Consider the following 17,765-nt stretch of genomic DNA (forward strand, 5'->3'; position numbering starts at 1 on the left):
CTGTTGTCCCCTCCGGCGGGGCGGCCCGACCGCTGGCCGCGCGGGCGCCGTGGGCCGGCCCCGGCACCCCCGCGGCCGGGGGGGTGGGGGGGGGGGGGGGGCGCCCCCCCCCCCCCACCCCCCACCACTGCGGCGAAGCCGCTACCCCGCGTGCTTCTGGACCAGCGCACCCAGTCGCGGCAGGGCGGCGACGACATGCTTCTGCGCGGACGGGCGCAGCGAGGAGTAGACCTTCTTGACCGCGGCCTTGCTGGTGCCCTCGATCTTGTCGTCGGTCACGCCGAGCAGGGCGTTCGAGACCTCGTCGCTGCGCGCGCTGAGGAAGTCGCCGAAGCCCGCGCCACCGGTGGTGCCGTAGTCCTGCCAGAACGGCTCGAGACGGGAGACGAAGCTCGGCAGCAGACCCTCGACCGCATCCGGAACGATCGACGGACCGACCTTCTTCACGGCGCCGTAGCCGCCCTTGAGGGCCAGACCCGAGGCACCGGACTTGTCCGAGACCTCGGCGTCGATGAGCGCCTGCACGTCCGCGACGACTGCGGGCAGCCGCGCCGGGTCGAGCAGGGTTTCGTTCAGTGCTGCAACCACTTTCAATGCCTCCGATGTTGACGTGAATGTCGCGCCGACCCTATACGACGAGCCGACCCCACCATCAACTCCAGTCACCACCATCACACCAGCACCGAGCCGCACCGACCACCTCCAGCCTGCCAGCTACCGGGCAGCGCACTCACAGCAGGGCATGACACCGGGTCAACCGCTCCAGCCACCAGGACGTCCGGTCGGGTGAGGCGGCCAGCGCGGTCAGACGCTCCGGATCCGGCGACACCTCGGCGACCGGCAGTTCACCGGCGGACATCACACTCGGCGCCGCGACGTCGTCGACGAAGAACCCGCCGGTCCCCAGCCCGCACGCCAGGTCCAGGCGCGGCAGCGCGGCCGCGGCGGCCAGGCCCGCACCGATCCCGACCGCTGAGTCCAGCGCACTCGACACGACCACCGGCACCCCGTGCCCGGACAGTTCGTCCGCCAGCGCCAGCAGCGCGCGCGTCCCCCCGAGCGGCGCCACCTTGACCACCGCGACATCCGCCGCCCCGGCCCGCACGACCCGCATCGGGTCGTCGGCGCGCCGGATGCTCTCGTCGGCGGCGATCGGCACCACCGTCCCGGACGCGGCGAGGCGCCGACGCACCTCGACGAGCTCCGGCACCGTCGCGCACGGCTGTTCGGCGTACTGCAGCTCGCCGCCCGCGGTCAGCGCCGACAGCGCCGTCACCGCCTCGTCGACCGTCCACCCACCGTTGGCGTCGACGCGTACCTGGTCGACGTGCTCACGGACCGCGGCGACGCGGGCCACGTCGTCCGCGAGGGTCTGCCCCTTCTCCGCGACCTTCACCTTCGCGGTGCGGGCGCCGGGGAACCGGGCGAGGATCTCCGGCACCTGCGCCGGCGCGACCGCGGGCACCGTCGCGTTGACGGGGATCGACGACCGCACCGCCGGCGGCGGCCCGAGCCACGCGCTCTCGATCGCCGACCGCAACCACGCCGCCGACTCCACGTCGCCGTACTCGGGGAACGGCGCGAACTCGCCCCAGCCCGCCGGACCACGCAGCAGCAACACCTCACGAACCGTGATGCCCCGGAAGCGAACCCGCATCGGCAGACTCACCACCGTCGCGGACGCGAGCACCTCGTCCACCGGCACCGCCGCGACGACTCCGTCGGTCACCGGTCCTCACCTCGGGTCGGCGCGTCCTCGAACGCGAGGCCCCGCAACAGCGGAACCGTGGTGGTGGTGTCGAGTTCGGCCGAGACCTCGACGTCCCCGGCGAAACCCTTGGCGACGAGTTCCCGGCCGCTCGCGCAGTCCCGGAGACGGCCGCCGATCGACGGAGCCACGGCCGCGAACGCCGCCGCGGCCGTGAGCGCCTCCGGTGACGCCCCCGCCGGATCGGCCGCCGCCAGGGCGCCCAGCACCGCGCCCGCGCCCCACAGGTCCTCCGCCGCGGGCCGCAGGGTGCCGTCCGGCCACCGCTCCCCCGCCGCGATCACCGCGACCGGTCCGCCCGCACGGGCGACGATCCACCGCGCGACCGCGGACGCGTTGCGCAGACACGCCCCCACCACCGCGACCCCGGCCTCCGCGAGCGCGAACGACAGCGCCGAACCGTTCGGCGACGGCAGCACGAGACGCTCCAGCGTCCCGGCCGCGCGGATGCTGGCCGGCGACAGGCTCGGCTGCCCCGGGCCGGCCTTCGACCGGCCGACCGCGAGCGTCGCGTCCAGGCGCGCGGCGTGGTCGGCGGCGGCCTCCGGGTCCCACGGGTAGGGGTACACGGCCGCGCCGGCGTCGATCGCGACGGTCAGGGTCGTGGTGAACGACAGCACGTCCACGACGACCGCGACATCGCAGCCGGGCACAACCGCCGCAGCACCCTCACGGCCCCAGTCGAACCGGAACCGGTACGCGTCCTGACTGTGGGCCGGATCGACCGACGGTGGTGACGTCACCTGCGCCGCCGTCAGGGCTGACCGGGCAGCAGCACGATCATCAACGCGTCGGCGTCGGCGAGCAGCGTGCCGTCCGGTTCGGTGAGCCGCGCGGACACGAACGTCTTGCGGCCCTCCACGCGGTCGACCCTCCCCTCGACGACCAGCGGCCTGTCGAACGGGGTGATCCTGCGGTAGTTGACGTGGAGGTAGCCGGTGCGGCTGATCGGCCGGCCCGCGGCGTGGACGACCGTGCCGAACAGGTCGTCGAACAGCAGCGGCAGGACCCCGCCGTGCACGGCTCCGTTGCCGCCCATGTGGTAGCGGCGGAAGACGCCCTTCGACCGGACGCCGTCGGCGCCGAACCTGTCGATCTGCCACGGCGGCAACAGCAGGCTGCCGCGACCGGGCAACCCCAGCGACCGACCGGCCGGGGAGTCGCCCTCCTTCGCCCCGTACGGCGCCAGCAGCGCGGCGAGAGCCTCGGCCTGCTCGGCGGCACGCTCGATCACGTCCGGCGGTGGCGCCGTCGACACCGCCACATCCTGCACGGTTCGCAGCGCGTCGACGAGCCGGCCGAAGTGCGGTCCGCCGTTGTCCGGATCGGCCCGGTACACCGGGAACCCACCGTGATGCTCGTAGTCGCCGTCACGCTCGGTGTGCTCGCTCATGGAATGCACGGTATCCCCGCGGCCCGCCGCAGTGCCGACCAGCGGCCCGCCGCCGTGCCGACCAGCGGCCCGCCGCCGTGCCGACCAGCGGCCCGCCGCAGTGCCGACCAGCGGCCCGCCGCCCCGGCCTATCCTTGCTTCCCGTGACCTTCACTCCGCAGTTGTGGCGTCCCGTCCCGGGGTTCGAGAACCTCACCGACATCACCTACCACCGGCACGTCACGCAGGGCACCGTCCGCGTCGCGTTCGACCGGCCGGAGGTGCGCAATGCCTTCCGCCCCCACACCGTCGACGAGCTGTACCGCACGCTCGACCACGCGCGGATGACCTCGGACGTCGGCGCGGTGCTCCTTACCGGCAACGGCCCGAGCCCCAAGGACGGCGGCTGGGCCTTCTGCTCCGGCGGCGACCAGCGGATCCGCGGCCGCAGCGGCTACCAGTACGCGTCCGGTGAGACGGCGGACACCGTCGACAAGGCCCGCGCGGGCCGCCTGCACATCCTCGAGGTGCAGCGGCTGATCCGGTTCATGCCGAAGGTCGTCATCGCCCTGGTCAACGGGTGGGCGGCCGGCGGCGGCCACAGCCTGCACGTCACCTGCGACCTCACGCTCGCCTCCCGCGAGCACGCCCGCTTCAAGCAGACCGACGCGGACGTGGGCAGCTTCGACGGCGGCTACGGCAGCGCGTACCTGGCGAAGATGGTGGGCCAGAAGTTCGCCCGCGAGATCTTCTTCCTCGGCGACACCTACACCGCCGAGGAGATGCACCACATGGGCGCCGTGAACCGCGTCGTCGACCACGCCGAGCTCGAGAACGTCGCACTCGAGTGGGCCGCGAAGATCAACGGCAAGTCGCCGCAGGCGCAGCGAATGCTCAAGTACGCGTTCAACCTGCAGGACGACGGTCTGGTCGGCCAGCAGCTGTTCGCCGGGGAGGCGACCCGGATGGCGTACATGACCGACGAGGCCGTCGAGGGCCGCGACTCGTTCCTCGAGAAGCGCGACCCCGACTGGTCGCCCTACCCCTGGTACTTCTGACCGGCGCGCAGTTCCGAACGGACGCCCCACCCCGCATCTCCCCGGTGCGGTGTGGGGCGTTTCCGTCGTGACAGCTCACCGCGGTCGCGACACCCGCCGACCGCACCACCGCCGGCGCCCGACTCGGGCACACTGACCCCATGACCGACGATCCGGACGATCCTCGCGAACACCCGGCGCCCGAGCACTGCCGGCCGGACGGCGTCACCGACGCGGAGGTCGCGGCCGTCGGCAAGCTGTCCGAGGCGCTCGAGACGGTCGAGCGTGCTCGCGGCCACCTCTACGACTTCCACCAGCTGATCGGGCACGCCGACCTGCAACTCGGCGAGGCCGTCGACGCGCTGCGCTCCGCCGGACGCGCCGACCTCGCCGCCACGATCGACACCGACCTGGTCGGCCGCAACGTCGTGCCGGGTCGGTGGACGTTCCAGGTGGTCGAGGAGTTCGACGACGGCTACTGGTCGGCGTTCCGCCGGTGGGAGCGCACCGCACGCGACACCGTCCTGGGCGGTCGGCGTCACGTCTACGAAGCCGAGATGAAGGAAGCCCGTCGCACCCACGGCCGCCCCGGCCACGAATCGCGTCCCGCCGAGGAGGACTGACCATGGAGATCCTGAGCAGCCGGACCATCCTGCGCCCCAAGGATTATCAGACGACCCTCGCGTTCTACCGCGACGCACTCGGGCTCGCGATCGCCCGGGAGTACGGCGCGGGAACCGTGTTCTTCGCGGGCCAGAACCTGATCGAGATCGCCGGGCACGGCGGGTCCGACGTCGAGTCCACCTTCGAGGGCGCGATCTGGTTGCAGGTCCGCGACCTCGAGGACGCGCAGGCCGAGCTGGCCTCGGCGGGTGTGTCGATCGTCCGCGAGCCGCGGCAGGAACCGTGGGGTCTGCACGAGATGTGGATCGCGGACCCCGACGGCGTGCCCATCGTGCTGGTGCAGGTTCCCTCCGACCACCCGCTGCGCCGCGATCTCCGCTGACGACCCACCCGAGTGTGGCGTCCGGTCACGTCGACCGGACGCCACACTCGGGTGGTGCCGGTCAGGGTGACGGCGTCGGTTCCGCCGGTGCGGTCACGGAGCGGCGCGCGGCCAGCGCGGGCCGCGCCAGGACCTCGACGGCGAGCAGCGCGAGGACCGCGATCAGGATCGTGACGATCACGACGATCCCGGACGGGTACCGCCAGAACACCAGCACGGCAATGGCAATGCCGATGATCACGACGCGCAGCGGGATGCGGTACGACGCCGCGTACGTCTCGACGGCGCGGGGTTCGCGGTCGGTGGCGGGTGCCCGCAGCCGGTCCATCGTGCGGCTGTACCCACCGCGGATCGCCGTGGCGGACGCCGACGAGCCGGTCAGGTAGCCGACGACGGCGATCAGGAGTCCGACGACGAAGACGGCACGCACCGTGGTGCGCAGCGGCGCGACGATCGTGTCGAACAGCACCGCCGCGGCGTCCGACGTCAGCACGTCGGGGGGAACGGCACCGAGGTAGACCGCCCGGCCGATGCTGATCGAGACGGCGAGCAGGGCCATGGCGACGGCGATCGCGACGCCGACCAGGCACAGGGCCCGCCGGCGTCCGCCGCGCGGCGCCGCCCAGATCGCCAGCAGCGAGACGAGCAGCAACACCCACGGCAGGATCGCGCTGGCCTTGTCGAGCGCGTTGACGGCCCGCTGCGCCTTGACCAGGTCCGCGGACTGGAAGATCACGAAGGTCGCGTCGACGTCGGGAATCCGCTCGACGAACCGGAATCCGCGGGCGGCGAGGTCCGCCTTGACGGTGTCGATGATCGCGGCGAGGGAGATGCTCACCTGTCCGCGGTCGTCGACCTTGATGTTGCCCGAGTTCTCCCCGGTGGCGACCGACACGAGTTCCTCGTGCGCCTGCCGGTTCGCTTCGATCCACAGCGTCTGGAACTGTTCGGACGAGACGAGTTTCGACGCGGCATTGTGCACGAACGACTGCGCCTGCCCGGCGATCACCGGGGCGAGCCCCACGACGGCCTGCGGGACCCGCGGCGCGACCTCGGTGAGCGCGCCGAGCGCGTCGGCGGTCATCTGCTCGACGTCGACGCGGGTCATGATCTGGTCGGTGATCTGATCGGCGAGCGCGGCCTGCAACGCCGGTTCCGACGCCAGCGGGGTGACGGTCTGCACGTAGCGGTCGGTGTCGAGGATCTGGCTGCGGGTGAAGCGGGCCGCGACTCCGGCGTACGCGACGACCGCGACGATCACCAGCAGCAGCCCGACCGCGGTCCAGCGCAGTGCCGGGTGACCGGCCCGCGGCGGACCCGGCGGTGCGGCGGCCGCGGGTGGTGGCGCCGCGGCGCGCAGCTCGGTGACCTCGCGTCGCAGCCGTTCGAGTTCGGCGCGTTCGTCGGAGGTCAGCGGTGCACTCGGGTCCCCGGCTGTGTCGGCCATGTCGCATCCCCTCGCGTGTGGTGGGTCGCGCGCCGGATGTCGGTGCGGCCCGGTTCTCCGATCACAACAGCACGATGTCCGCTTCCGCGGATCACCCACCGCGGGTGAGCCGGTCCGGATCGTCGGCTGGCGGCAGGGTCAGCAGGGCCGCGGCCAGGAAGCACAGCGCGCCGACGAAGGTGCCGAGATTCGCCATCGCCGCGTTGCGCAGCTCGCCCGTGCTCGGCACCACGTACGCGGCGACCGCGGACACCCCGAACGCCACCGACCCCACCGCGTTGAGCCAGGTGCTGAGCCAGTTCCGCGCCCGCGGATCCCACAACCGGTCGGTCTCGGTCGTCGCGACCACGGCGAGTGCGCTCGACACCAGGAACGCGACGGACCCGAACATGTCCGGTCGCCACACCCATCGACGCTCCTCGTCGACGGTCAGCGACACGACGAGGGCGGCGCCGGTGCTCACGTTGAACAGCAGGGTGCCGCCGAACTGGATCGCCGCCGAGTACCAGTCGCACTGCTCCACCCGGTGGGCGCCGCCGCGCGGCCTGCGCCTGCCGCTGAGCCACAACTGGATCGCCGCGGCCGCGGTGAAGAACAGCGACCCGACGAAGTAGGTGAGGTTGTCGGCACGTACCCCGACCGCCTGCGCGTAGCCGGGGACGGCGCCGACGGCGAACAGCGTGGAGCCGATCGCGAAACCCCACGACTCCCGTCGCAGCCCGAGTACACGGTTCCGGACCATCGTCGACGCCCTCCGGTTCGACCACCCGGTGCTGAGGTGGACCCGCCGACGACCCTTCCGCACCGCCGGGCCGCGGACCTCACCCGTGGCGGATGAACAGGGCCTCCGGCCCGGGAACCGCCCCGATCGGGTCGGTGCTCGTCACCACGCCCGGAGGGTCGGTGATCGTGGACGTGGTCGCGACGGGACGAATCAGGAAGTGACCGAGCCCGGCCCGGTGCCGCCGGGCGGGTCGAGGATCAGGTCCGCCACGACGGCGGTCCACCCGGTCTGGTGGGCCGCTCCCAGTCCGGCGCCGTTGTCGCCGTGGAAGTACTCGTGGAACGTCAGGTTCTCGTGCCAGACGGGGTCGCGGTGGAACCGGTCGGTGCCCCCGTCGACCGGTCGGCGACCGTCCGGGCCCGGTGTCCAGATGCCGACGAGGCGGTCCGCGAGATCGTCGGCGATCGCGCGCAGGGTGTGCCGGACCCCGGACCCGGTGGGGTACTCGATCGTGAAGTCGTCGCCGTAGAACGTCGCGTACTGCAGCAGTGCCCGGATGGCGAGGTAGTTGATCGGAAGCCACACCGGGCCACGCCAGTTGGAGTTGCCGCCGTACATCGCGGTGCGCGACTCGGCGGGGCTGTACTCGATGGTCGCCCCGGGCACCGACGCGACACTGTACGGATCGGTGAAACGCCGTGACAGCGACCGCAATCCGTGCGGCGACAGCATCGCGTCGCCGTCGAGCAGTGTGGTCAGGACGTTGCGGAGCTGGTCCTCCCCCAGGACGGACAGCAGTGCGCGTCGTTGCCCCGTGCGCGGGTCGGCGCGCACCCGCCACGACTGGTCGGTCCCGCCGGTGATGTCCCGCAACCGGTGCGCGAGGCGCTGCTGCAGCCGGCTCACCCGCTGCGGATCCCGCTCCGGGAGGGTCACCGCGACCAGGGCGGGGATCACACCGACCAGGGTCTGCACCCGGATCGTGGCGGACCGGCCGGACGCATCGGTGAGCCGGTCGTAGAAGAAGCCGTCGTCCGCGTCGTACAGTCCCGACGTGTCGAGCGCGGTCGTGATCCGCACGAAGTGTTCCAGGAACGTGATCACCATGTCCTCGTAGACCGGGTTGCGGTCGGCGAGGACCAGCGCCATCTCGAGCATCGCGGCCGCGTAGAACGCCATCCAGCCGGTGGCGTCGGCCTGCTCGAGCCGGACCCCCTCGGGCAGGTGCGACCGGTCGATCGGGCTGATGTTGTCCAGCCCGAGGAAGCCCCCGGCGAAGATGTTGTTGCCGTCGGGGTCCTGACGGTTGAGCCACCAGGTGAAGTTCATCAGCAGCTTCTGGAAGACGCGTTCGAGGAACTCGACGTCACGGCTCCCGTCGATCGCGAACACCCGCAGCGCCGCGAGCGCGTGGACCGGCGGGTTGACGTCGTCGAAGCTCCATTCGTAGGCGGGCAGTGCCCCGTTCGGATGCAGGAACCGCTCCCGAAGCAGCACGAGGAGCTGGTACTTCGCGAACGCCGGGTCGAGGTGCGCCCACGGGATGGTGTGGAACGCCAGGTCCCACGCCGCGAACCACGGGTACTCCCACACGTCCGGCATCGCCAGCACGTCGTACGACTCGAGGTGCCGCCAGTCGGTGTTGCGTCCGCGGCGACGCCCGTCCGGCGGTGCGGGCTGCCGGGGATCGCCGTCGAGCCAGCGGGTGACGTCGTACGGGTAGATCTGCTTGCTCCAGATCAGTCCCGCGCACGACTGCCGCAGGACCTGCATCCGGTCGGTGTCGAGGTCGGCGGGTGCCAGCGCGCGGTAGAACTCGTCGACGTCGCGGCGCCGCTGCGCGAGAACGGCGTCGGACTCCTCGGCCCATCCGGGCCCGGCGCCGGTGTCCGGACCGCTGAGCCGCAGCCGCACCGTGGCGGTGCCGCCCGCCGGGACCCGCAGGTGGTACCACCACGCCGCCTTGGTGCCCCGCTGTGCGGGATTGACGGTCGCGGCCCCGTGCACGACGTGGTCGCCGATGCCGTCCTTCGGGTACGCGGTGACAGGCTCGGCGCCGAAGAGGCGCGCGGTGTTGGTGTCGTTGTCGCAGAACACCGCTCGCGGGACGCTCGCGTCACCGGCCGCGGCGGCCTGCAGCCGGTACCCGGCCAGCCGGTGGTCCGCGACGGTGATCGCGTCGCCGTCGAGGCGCAGGACCGGGATGTCGACGCCCTCGGACCACCGCCAGGTGTTGCGGAACCACATCGTCGGCAGGACGTCGATCTCGGCGTCCTCGGGACCGCGATTGGTGACCGTGATCAGCGCCCGGATGTCGGTGGGCGTGGCCTTGGCGTAGGTGACGTCGACGACCCAGTAGCGGTCCTCGTCGAAGACGCCCGTGTCGAGCAGTTCGAATTCGGCGTCGTCGCGTCCGCGGCGCGCGTTCTCGTCGATCAGCCATTGGTACGGGTACGCCCCCTGCGGGTAGTGGTACCGCCACTGCAGCAGCGCGTGACTGGGCAGCGCCTCCCGATACCACCAGTACTCCTTGACGTCCTCGCCGTGATTGCCCTGCGGGCCGGTCAGACCGAACATCCGCTCCTTGAGGATCGGGTCGTTCCCGTTCCACAACGCCAGCGCCAGGCACAGTTCGTGGCGGACGTCGGAGAGCCCGGCCATCCCGTCCTCGTTCCACCGGTAGGCGCGGGACCGGGCGTGGTCGTGCGGGAAGAAGTCCCACGCGTCACCGCTGCCGCTGTAGTCCTCGCGGACGGTGCCCCAGGCTCGCTCGGCGAGGTAGGGACCCCACTCGTACCACGGGTTCGCCTCGAACAGTGCGTCTTCCGCGCGTCCGGTCGCCTCGGCGAGCCGGGCGTGCTCGGCGGTGCGGGCGCTGCCCGCGGACTGGTCGGGTGCCGGTGTCATGTCACTCCTCGTCGACGCGGAACAGATGCCACTGCCACGGACCCAGTTCGACGTACAGACCGTCGCTCAGGTCGTCGCCGGACCGCTCGTAGGCGAGATCACGGGTCGGGTCGACCAGACGGAACCCGCGTCCGCGCACGTCGGTCCACGGGACCCGGACGTGTGCACAGGCCTCCCGGTCGCCGAGATTGACGACGACCACCCACCGCCGGTCACCGTCCCAGCACCACGCCGCGAGGTCGGCGACGGTCTCGTTGCCGGGCCACCCGGACAGCTCGCAGAGCCGGTGGGTGCCGGTCCGGAACGCGCTGTCGGCCAGCGCCTCGAGCAGTACCCGGTGGAACGCGGCCAGGTCGGCGTCGGTCTCCTCGGTCGGGAACCGGCCCAGGAACACCGGCAGGCGGACGGTGCGGCCCGCCGGCTGGCCGTGGTGCACCAGCCGCGCCCCCGGCTGGGTGAGCGCGGCGACCGTGACCGCCTTCTGCTTCTCCCGGCCGAACACCGACGCCGCGCGCGGTTCGTCGTGGTTCTCCACGAACCGCACCAGCCGGCGCTGGTACACCGGATCGCCGCGGAGGTGCGCACGCACGGCCGCCGCGTCACCGCTGCGCAGCCGGTCGTAGAGCCGCTTGTCGTAGCAGAAGTCGAATCCCTGCTGCTGCAAGGACCATTCGAGGTCCCAGTACGCCTCGGCGATGAAGGTGAACCCGGGATGCGTCGCGTGGACCGCGGCGATCACGGTGGTCCAGTACTCGTCGCCCGGCGGGTCCCCGACGCGCGAGCCCCAGGTGCGGGCGAAGGTGTCGTTGGTCATCAGCATCGCCATGTCGCACCGCACGCCGTCGCACCGATCGGCCACGGACCGCAGCGTGTCCACGACCGCCGAGCGCAGCGCCGGCGAGAACGCATCCAGCTGAACGACATCCGGCCACGGCGGGAAGTAGGGGTCACGACCCCGGGCAAGGACCGAGCCGGCCACCTCGAGGAAGGCGGCCGGCTCGGCGCCGAGGTCGTCGGCGGTGCCACGGACGAAGTACTCCGGATGCGACCGGGTCCACGGATGGTCGGGGGCGACGTGGTTGGGGACGAAGTCCAGGACCAGCCCGACGCCCCGCCGGGCGAGCGCGGCGCGGGCGGCGGCGAGCCCGGCCGGGCCGCCGAGAATTGGATCCACCCGGTAGTCGCGCACACAGTAGGGCGAGCCGACCACGTCGCCCGGCACGTAATCCGGCAGAGCCGCCCGGAAATCGTCGACCAGGCCGGGGTTCGCCAGCGCGACGGCGACACCGGCGGGGCTGCGCTCCCACACCCCCATCAGCCACACCGCGTCGTACCCGGCGGCGGCGATCGCATCCCACTCGGCGTCGGGCACCGAGGCCAGATCGATCCGGCGGCCGCTGCCCTCGCTCAGCCCGGCCAGCCAGGGCCACGTGTTGATCTCGTACACGAAGGGGTGGTCCGCGGCGGCCCACCGCGACGCCGCTGTCCGAGCACCGACCACGACGGCACCGCCCTTCCCCGGGTTCCGGCGTACGCCGGTCGGGGCCGATGCTAACCGCAGATCCCCACCGCCGCACACCCGTTCACCCGGGGTTCGCCCGCTGTTGTCCGGGCTGCCGTCGTCGCCCGGACCTACCTCCCGCGCACGGCCCCGGCGATGCGCTCGGCCTGCTCGTGGCTCTCGTAGAGCTGACGCAGCAGCCACAGTCGCAGCACGCGCGCGACCGCGCCGGCCAGGTAGAGCGCGGTGCCGATGACGGTCAGCGCGAGCAGCGCGGTGGCCAGGATCTGGTACGACGCGATGTTCCGCAGGTCGGCCAGGGACAGCGACGCGAAGTAGACGACGAACGCCGCCACCGCGCCGACCACCATCAGCACCAGTCCCGCGATCCTGACCCTGCCGTCCGCTCCTCCTGTGTCGGTCTTCAACTTCAGATCGGACACGTCCTTCGTGAACTGGTCGCGACGGTCCTGCGTGAGTGCGGTCATGGTCATCCTCCTAGGTAGCTGGTCGATAGTTCACTGTCGATGTCGGCGGGGTTTCCGGTCCTGACCACCCGGCCCTGCAGCATCAGCGCCGCCGAGGTGGCGATCGGCAGCACGGCCCGCGCGAATTGTTCGGCGACGAGGATGGACAGTCCCTCTGCCGCGAGCTGCCCGACGATGTCGTACATCTCGGTCACGACGCGGGGCGCCAGGCCCATCGACAGCTCGTCGAGGAGCAGTACGGTCGGCGCGGTGCCGAGCGCCCGCGACAGCGCGAGCATCTGCTGCTCGCCGCCGGACATCGACCCGGCGAGCTGCCCCCGCCGCTTTCCGAGGATCGGGAAACGTTCGTACGCAACCTGTTCGAGATCCTCGAGTGCGGCTCCGGTTCCGGTGGCCACCCAGAGGTTCTCCCGGACGGTGAGGTTGGCGAACACCCCGCGCCCCTCGGGGATCGTGCAGATCCCGAGCCGCGCCAGCGCGGCCGCGTCGACGCCGTTGACGCACCGGCCCGCGAGCCGGAACTCCCCCGCGGTGACCGGGAGGATGCCGGAGCAGATCTTCAGCGTCGACGTCTTGCCGCCGCCGTTGGGCCCGAGGAGCGCGACGACGGCGCCCGGCTGGAGCTGCAGGTCGACACCGTGCAGCACCTCGATGGCGCCGTACCCGGCGCGCACGCCCGCCAGCTCCAGCAGCGGCTCCGTCGCAACGACATCCGCCGCGATTTCCGTGGATGCGGTCATGCCACCTCCTCCGTTCCGATGTAGGCCGCGACGACCGCCGGGTCGTTCCGGATCTCGACCGGGGTCCCCGACGCGATCAGCGATCCGAAGTCGAGGACGTGGATCCGCGAACACACCCGCATGACGAGCGGCAGGTCGTGCTCGACGAGACAGATACCGAGTCCCTCCCCCGCCAGCCGCACCAGCAACTCGGCGAAGTCCGCGGTCTCCTGCTCCGTCTGCCCGGACGCGGGCTCGTCGAGCAGCAACACCCGGGGCGCCGTCATCAGCGCGCGGGCCACCTCAACGACCCGGGCGCGGCCGGTGGGGATGTCCGAGACGTCCATGTGCGCGACGTCCGTCAGCCCGGTCAGCGCGAGGAGCCGGTCCGTCTCGGCCTCGAGTTCGCGCCGCCGACGCGTCCCGGCGCCCCGCGTCCCGTTGCCGTGGATGTCGCCGGCGACGCGCAGGTTGTCCCGCACCGACAACGACAGGAACAGCTCCATTCGCTGGAACGTCCGGGCCAGCCCGGTACGGGCGCGCTTGTAGGGGGCCGTGCGGGTGACGTCCTGCCCGTCGATCAGCACCCGTCCCGCAGTCGGCTTCTGCAGTCCGGTGACGGTGTTGAACAGGGTGGTCTTGCCGGCACCGTTGGGTCCGATCAGGCCGGTGACGGTGCCGGCGTGGACGGTGAGGCTGACGTCGTCGACCGCCACGTGGCCACCGAATCGCACGGTGACACCGCGTGTTTCGAGGAGCGGCGTCACGTCGAGCGGAGTTCCGGGAAGCGGGGTCGCGTCAGGAGACGGCATGGGTCGTCAGCTCCTTGTCGGGCTCGGTGTCGGTGGGGCTCGGGATCTCGGCATCGGGCCGGGCGCACCGGCCCGCCGCCGGGGTCGCGGGTGCGGCCGGCCGGAGCGAGGCGGGTAGTCCGAGTTCCCGGTCGACGCGCGCGATGACGCCCTCGCCGTACGGCTCGTCGATCCCCACGACCTCGGGGTCGACCGGACGCCGGCGAGCGGCCTCCTCGGACCCGAGAACCGCTGTCGGCATGAGCATCTCGCCGATCACGGGCAGCAGGAAGACCGTGACGATGGTGATCGAGGCGAACCACCAGTTGTCGAGGATCCCGGTCAGCGCCAGCACGTACGCGACCGCGACGACCGCGGCCCCGCCGATCAGCACCGGCTTGGCGCCCCGCAGCGTGCGATAGCTCTCGACCACCTGGTGCACACTGCCGGACGGGTTGTGACCCACGCCGATACCGATCAGCGCCGGGCTGACCGCCGCGATGTTGCCGAGCAGCAGGTACAGGCCCTCGAGGTCGGGCTGGGCCTTCGCGAGGTTGGTGAAGGAGACCATGATGACCGAGAAGCCGACGCCGGCCATCACGCCGCCGAAGAAGGCACCGCTGACGTAGCCGATGCCCGCGACCACGGTGAGCATGAGCAGCGTCAGGCTGATGACGATCGTGAACGACTCCCCGGAGACCGAACCCATCGCCGACGACATCAGGATGCCGCCCAGACCTGCGATGCCCGCCGACAGCACGAACACACTCAGCTTCAGCTTGACCAGGCTCTGCCCGAGCATCGCCGACGCCGCCGGGCTGTCCTTCATCGCGGTCAGCCGTCGGCCGTAGCCGCTGTTGCGCAGGGCCACCAGCGCGACACCGAGCACCGCGAACACAGCGGTGACGGTCATCAGGAAGGTGGTCGGGTCGGCCAGGTCCAGCGGACCGACCCGCAGCGGCGGGATCACCAGGGTGCCGCCGGTGAAGATCGAGAACCGCAGCCCGAACAGTTCGTGTTCGGTGGTGTCGCGGAGCACCATGTTGGACAGGAACACGCCGAACGCCATCGTCGCGAGTGCGAGGTAGAGCCCCCGCAACCGCAGCGCAGGCAGCGCCACCAACCCGCCGACGAGCGCGGCGACGATCACGCCGAGGATCACCCCGACGATCGTGAGTCGTTGCGCCAGACCCGTTCCGGTGATCCCGACGTGGTACACCACGATCGTCGCGATCGCGCCGAAGGACAGCGGGGCGAGGTTCATCTCGCCGGCGTACCCGGTGAGGAGGGTGAGCGAGAGCGCGACGATCGCGAAGCAGACGCCGATGGTCAGCGTGGTGATCGCGGACTCGACCATCAGCAGCCGGATCAGGTACACGATCACCACCAGCGCGACCGCCCAGCCGACGGCCTTGCGGACGGACGGCACGTGGTAGCGCTCGCGGGTGCGCACCGCCGCACCGCGCAGGCGGTCCTGCGGGAGCACGATCAGCACCACGAACAGCGCGATCATCGGCAGCGAGACGCGCAGGTTCGACGTCCACGTCCACGTCGCGGGGGCGTAGCCGAGCAGGTAGGTGCCGGCCAGTCCGAGCACGAGCGCGCCCACGAACGTGCGCGGGATGCTGCGCAGCCGACCGAACATCGCGGCCGCGAACGCGTCGATCACCAACAGCGTCAGCAGGTTCGCCTCGAGGGTGCCGCCGCTGATCGGGGTGATCAGGATGCCGGCGAGCACCGCGAGCATCGAGCTCAGCGCCCAGGAGAAGCCGGCGATGCGCTCCGGGTTGTGCCCGCTCAGGCGCAGCAGGTCGGGGTCGTCGACGACACCGCGCATCGTCGCGCCCATCCGGGTGCGGGTGAACAGCAGTCGCAGGCCGACGGCGATCGCGACGGCGGCGATCAGGCAGAGCAGCTCGTGGACGTGGACGGTGGCGCCGAAGAACGAGAACGCGGCGTCGTCGCCGAAGAACATCCGCAGGGTCCGCGGGTCCTCCGGATGCCAGAACCACTGGGACAGGAACAGCATGCCGAGCATGATCGAGACGGTGACCACGATCTTGGTCACCTCGGCGGTGTCCCGCAGTCCCCGCATGATCAGGACGTACAGGCCCAGGCCCATCAGCGGCCCGAAGACGCCGAGCACGAGGAGCAGGGCGATCGGGGTCGGCACTCCCCACCCCACGCTGAGCTGCCAGTAGACGAACGCGCCGAGCATGGCCTGTGCACCGTGCGCGAAGTTGAAGATTCCGGAGGTGTTGTAGGTGAGCACCAGCCCGGAGGCGGCGATCGCGTAGACGGACCCGAGCACGAGGCCCAGGATCGTGAACGTCACGAATGTGTCCATGTGAGAACCCTCTGTGTATGAGGCGGAGCCTCAGTGGTGCACTTTCGGAGGCTCCGCCGTCCGAAAGTGCACCACTGCGGCGAAGCCGCGCTCAGGCCTGCGGCGTGATCACGTTCGGTCCGAGGTACTTGGTGGAGATGCGGTCCGGTCCGAGCTCGGTACCCCACGTCGACGGATCGGTCTTGACCAGGTACTTGTCGTTGCACTCGAACTCCGCGGACTGCTCCGGGAACACCTGCGTGTACTCGGCACCCTCGAGCGCGACCATCAGGCCGCACTCGGCAGGCATGTTCTTGCCGGGGTCGGTGACCGCGTGCAGTCCGCCGCCGTCCCACTCGTGGATGCTCGCCAGTTCGTCGACCATGCACTGCCGGGTCAGGTCGGAGCCGCATTCCTTGGCCGCGGTCGCCCACAGCAGGAAGGACGACGTGGACTGCATGCCGAGCAGCGCGGTCTTGCCGCCCTTCGCCTCCACGAGCTCCTTGTACTTCGCGACCGCCGGCACCTTGTCGGCGTTCTCCAGCATCTGGAAGGTCATGTCGGCGTTGAGGTTGTTCAGGATGCCGCTGCCGGCGTTGAACTGCTGCGCCGAGTTCCCGTACCAGGTGGCCTCGCCGAAGATGATCGGATCCAGGCCGACCTGGTCGATCGCCTTGAAGAAGTTGAACTCGTTCGGCACCGGCGACCGCGAGGTCCACAGGCCCTTGACGCCGCACTGCTTGTACTTCTCGGCAAACGGGACGTAGCTCGGCTCACCCTGGTAGTTGATGGTGACGCCGCAGTCCTTGAGCGTGAAGCCGGCGGCCTCGGCGATGGAGCGGGTCTTGGCCAGCGACGTGATGATCGTCGGCATGGTCGAGCCGACGAGGTCGAAGTCGCCCAGCAGGTCGGGGTGCATCTGGGCCATCTGGAACCAGGCGGCGCCGTTGGCGTAGTCCACCGGGAACGGCACGCCCTGGTAGGTCATCGGACCGTTCGCGGCGTCGGGCGAGACGGTGAAGCCGGGGACGGCGGCCATGTTGCACGCCACCCGGGTCTGCTCGGCTGTCTGGTCCATCGCGAAGCCGTGGCCGACCATCATGAACTCGGAACGGCACGCCTCCTGCATGACGGTGTTGGCCTGCGTCATCGCCGCGTCGTAGTCGGTGCCGACGATCGTGCGGCCGTTGATGCCGCCCTGCTCGTTGCACCAGTCGATCATCGCGGCGACGGCGTCGGACATCTCCTTGTTCAGCCCGGGGCTCTGCGCGTAGCCGCGGTCGTCGCCGTAGCCGATCCTGATCTCGGTGTCGCTGACGCCCTGGTCGGTGGCGCCCGACGCGTCACCGGTCCCGCAGGGCGACGCGAGGGTGCCGAACTCGGTGTCCGCGGTCGCGGCGGACGTCGCAGCGCCGGCTGCGCCCGAGACCGGCACCCCGGCGTCACCGCCGCGGTCGGTGGCGCAGGCGGAGACGAGGGTGGCCGACAGGGCCAGGGCCGCGACGAGTCTCGCGGTCGTGCGTGGGTTCACGGTCGGGGTCTCCGTTTCGTACGGGGGGTGGGGTGGGAATTCACGTGGGGTGGTGTCGGGGTGAGGCGAAGAGTGTTCTGCGTCACTCGATGCGGGGACGCTAACCAGCCGTCACAGCACGAATCCGCCGGTTCCCGGTCAGTGAGAC

The 17,765-nt window shown here is 71.2% G+C and carries 16 protein-coding genes; 3 read left to right on the plus strand and 13 right to left on the minus strand.

Annotated elements, in window-relative coordinates; translation table 11 throughout:
* Positions 1 to 141 precede the first annotated feature (141 nt).
* From ACFYVR_RS11860 to ACFYVR_RS11875, 4 genes are all read right to left on the minus strand, one after another.
* The gene (locus ACFYVR_RS11860; RefSeq protein WP_387472993.1) at positions 142 to 588 is read right to left on the minus strand and encodes a DUF6918 family protein; all 447 of its coding nucleotides are present in this window, start codon (positions 586 to 588) and stop codon (positions 142 to 144) included.
* A 142-nt stretch (positions 589 to 730) separates the two neighbouring features.
* Complete coding sequence (locus ACFYVR_RS11865; RefSeq protein ID WP_387472995.1) at positions 731 to 1,729, minus strand: o-succinylbenzoate synthase; 999 nt, start codon at positions 1,727 to 1,729, stop codon at positions 731 to 733.
* A complete protein-coding gene (locus tag ACFYVR_RS11870) occupies positions 1,726 to 2,511 on the minus strand; it encodes a 2-phosphosulfolactate phosphatase (RefSeq protein ID WP_387472997.1) in 786 nt (261 codons plus the stop codon). Before ACFYVR_RS11870 ends, ACFYVR_RS11865 begins: the two co-directional genes overlap by 4 nt.
* Positions 2,512 to 2,522: 11 nt before the next feature.
* Entirely contained in the window at positions 2,523 to 3,161 is a 639-nt protein-coding gene (locus ACFYVR_RS11875; RefSeq protein WP_387472999.1) for a PaaI family thioesterase, read from the minus strand.
* 143 nt (positions 3,162 to 3,304) lie between these two features.
* On the opposite strand from ACFYVR_RS11875, the gene ACFYVR_RS11880 reads away from it, so the two are divergent.
* The 3 genes from ACFYVR_RS11880 to ACFYVR_RS11890 all read left to right on the plus strand — a co-directional run bounded on the left by ACFYVR_RS11880 (position 3,305) and on the right by ACFYVR_RS11890 (position 5,183).
* A complete protein-coding gene (locus tag ACFYVR_RS11880) occupies positions 3,305 to 4,198 on the plus strand; it encodes a 1,4-dihydroxy-2-naphthoyl-CoA synthase (protein ID WP_387473001.1) in 894 nt (297 codons plus the stop codon).
* 140 nt (positions 4,199 to 4,338) lie between these two features.
* On the plus strand, positions 4,339 to 4,800 hold the full coding sequence (locus ACFYVR_RS11885; RefSeq protein ID WP_387473003.1) for a hypothetical protein: 462 nt from the start codon (positions 4,339 to 4,341) through the stop codon (positions 4,798 to 4,800).
* A 2-nt stretch (positions 4,801 to 4,802) separates the two neighbouring features.
* Positions 4,803 to 5,183 (plus strand): VOC family protein, encoded by a 381-nt coding sequence (locus ACFYVR_RS11890; protein ID WP_387473005.1) that lies wholly within the window; start codon positions 4,803 to 4,805, stop codon positions 5,181 to 5,183.
* 61 nt (positions 5,184 to 5,244) lie between these two features.
* On the opposite strand, the gene ACFYVR_RS11895 is transcribed toward ACFYVR_RS11890, so the two are convergent.
* The 9 genes from ACFYVR_RS11895 to ACFYVR_RS11935 all read right to left on the minus strand — a co-directional run bounded on the left by ACFYVR_RS11895 (position 5,245) and on the right by ACFYVR_RS11935 (position 17,617).
* Positions 5,245 to 6,630 carry a hypothetical protein gene (locus tag ACFYVR_RS11895; protein WP_387473007.1) on the minus strand — a complete coding sequence of 462 codons (1,386 nt, stop codon included), beginning with the start codon at positions 6,628 to 6,630 and terminating at the stop codon, positions 5,245 to 5,247.
* Between the two features lie 91 nt (positions 6,631 to 6,721).
* Complete coding sequence (locus ACFYVR_RS11900) at positions 6,722 to 7,372, minus strand: hypothetical protein (protein ID WP_387473009.1); 651 nt, start codon at positions 7,370 to 7,372, stop codon at positions 6,722 to 6,724.
* 192 nt (positions 7,373 to 7,564) lie between these two features.
* Positions 7,565 to 10,261, minus strand: coding sequence for a glucosidase (locus ACFYVR_RS11905; protein WP_387473011.1), 2,697 nt, complete (start codon positions 10,259 to 10,261; stop codon positions 7,565 to 7,567).
* Between the two features lies 1 nt (position 10,262).
* On the minus strand, positions 10,263 to 11,762 hold the full coding sequence (locus ACFYVR_RS11910) for an alpha-amylase (protein WP_387473013.1): 1,500 nt from the start codon (positions 11,760 to 11,762) through the stop codon (positions 10,263 to 10,265).
* A 131-nt stretch (positions 11,763 to 11,893) separates the two neighbouring features.
* The gene (locus ACFYVR_RS11915; RefSeq protein ID WP_387473015.1) at positions 11,894 to 12,250 is read right to left on the minus strand and encodes a hypothetical protein; all 357 of its coding nucleotides are present in this window, start codon (positions 12,248 to 12,250) and stop codon (positions 11,894 to 11,896) included.
* Positions 12,251 to 12,252: 2 nt separating this feature from the next.
* Entirely contained in the window at positions 12,253 to 12,990 is a 738-nt protein-coding gene (locus ACFYVR_RS11920; protein ID WP_387473017.1) for an ABC transporter ATP-binding protein, read from the minus strand.
* Entirely contained in the window at positions 12,987 to 13,781 is a 795-nt protein-coding gene (locus ACFYVR_RS11925; RefSeq protein WP_387473019.1) for an ABC transporter ATP-binding protein, read from the minus strand. The genes ACFYVR_RS11920 and ACFYVR_RS11925 overlap by 4 nt, the downstream gene beginning before the upstream one ends.
* Positions 13,768 to 16,107, minus strand: a complete 2,340-nt coding sequence (locus ACFYVR_RS11930; protein WP_387473021.1) for an ABC transporter permease — start codon at positions 16,105 to 16,107, stop codon at positions 13,768 to 13,770. The genes ACFYVR_RS11925 and ACFYVR_RS11930 overlap by 14 nt, the downstream gene beginning before the upstream one ends.
* A gap of 91 nt (positions 16,108 to 16,198) precedes the next feature.
* Positions 16,199 to 17,617, minus strand: a complete 1,419-nt coding sequence (locus tag ACFYVR_RS11935) for an ABC transporter substrate-binding protein (RefSeq protein WP_387473023.1) — start codon at positions 17,615 to 17,617, stop codon at positions 16,199 to 16,201.
* Between the last annotated feature and the right edge of the window lie 148 nt (positions 17,618 to 17,765).

Source organism: Rhodococcus sp. NPDC003318 (assembly GCF_042879035.1).
Classification (GTDB): Bacteria; Actinomycetota; Actinomycetes; order Mycobacteriales; family Mycobacteriaceae; genus Rhodococcus_G.

Bases quoted from the DNA above. Each gene is read 5' to 3' on its own strand.
- ACFYVR_RS11875 (WP_387472999.1), bottom strand. From the start codon at position 3,161: ATGAGCGAGCACACCGAGCGTGACGGCGACTACGAGCATCACGGTGGG.
- ACFYVR_RS11885 (WP_387473003.1), top strand. From the start codon at position 4,339: ATGACCGACGATCCGGACGATCCTCGCGAACACCCGGCGCCCGAGCAC.
- ACFYVR_RS11890 (WP_387473005.1), top strand. From the start codon at position 4,803: ATGGAGATCCTGAGCAGCCGGACCATCCTGCGCCCCAAGGATTATCAG.
- ACFYVR_RS11895 (WP_387473007.1), bottom strand. From the start codon at position 6,630: ATGGCCGACACAGCCGGGGACCCGAGTGCACCGCTGACCTCCGACGAA.
- ACFYVR_RS11900 (WP_387473009.1), bottom strand. From the start codon at position 7,372: ATGGTCCGGAACCGTGTACTCGGGCTGCGACGGGAGTCGTGGGGTTTC.
- ACFYVR_RS11905 (WP_387473011.1), bottom strand. From the start codon at position 10,261: ATGACACCGGCACCCGACCAGTCCGCGGGCAGCGCCCGCACCGCCGAG.
- ACFYVR_RS11915 (WP_387473015.1), bottom strand. From the start codon at position 12,250: ATGACCGCACTCACGCAGGACCGTCGCGACCAGTTCACGAAGGACGTG.
- ACFYVR_RS11920 (WP_387473017.1), bottom strand. From the start codon at position 12,990: ATGACCGCATCCACGGAAATCGCGGCGGATGTCGTTGCGACGGAGCCG.
- ACFYVR_RS11925 (WP_387473019.1), bottom strand. From the start codon at position 13,781: ATGCCGTCTCCTGACGCGACCCCGCTTCCCGGAACTCCGCTCGACGTG.
- ACFYVR_RS11930 (WP_387473021.1), bottom strand. From the start codon at position 16,107: ATGGACACATTCGTGACGTTCACGATCCTGGGCCTCGTGCTCGGGTCC.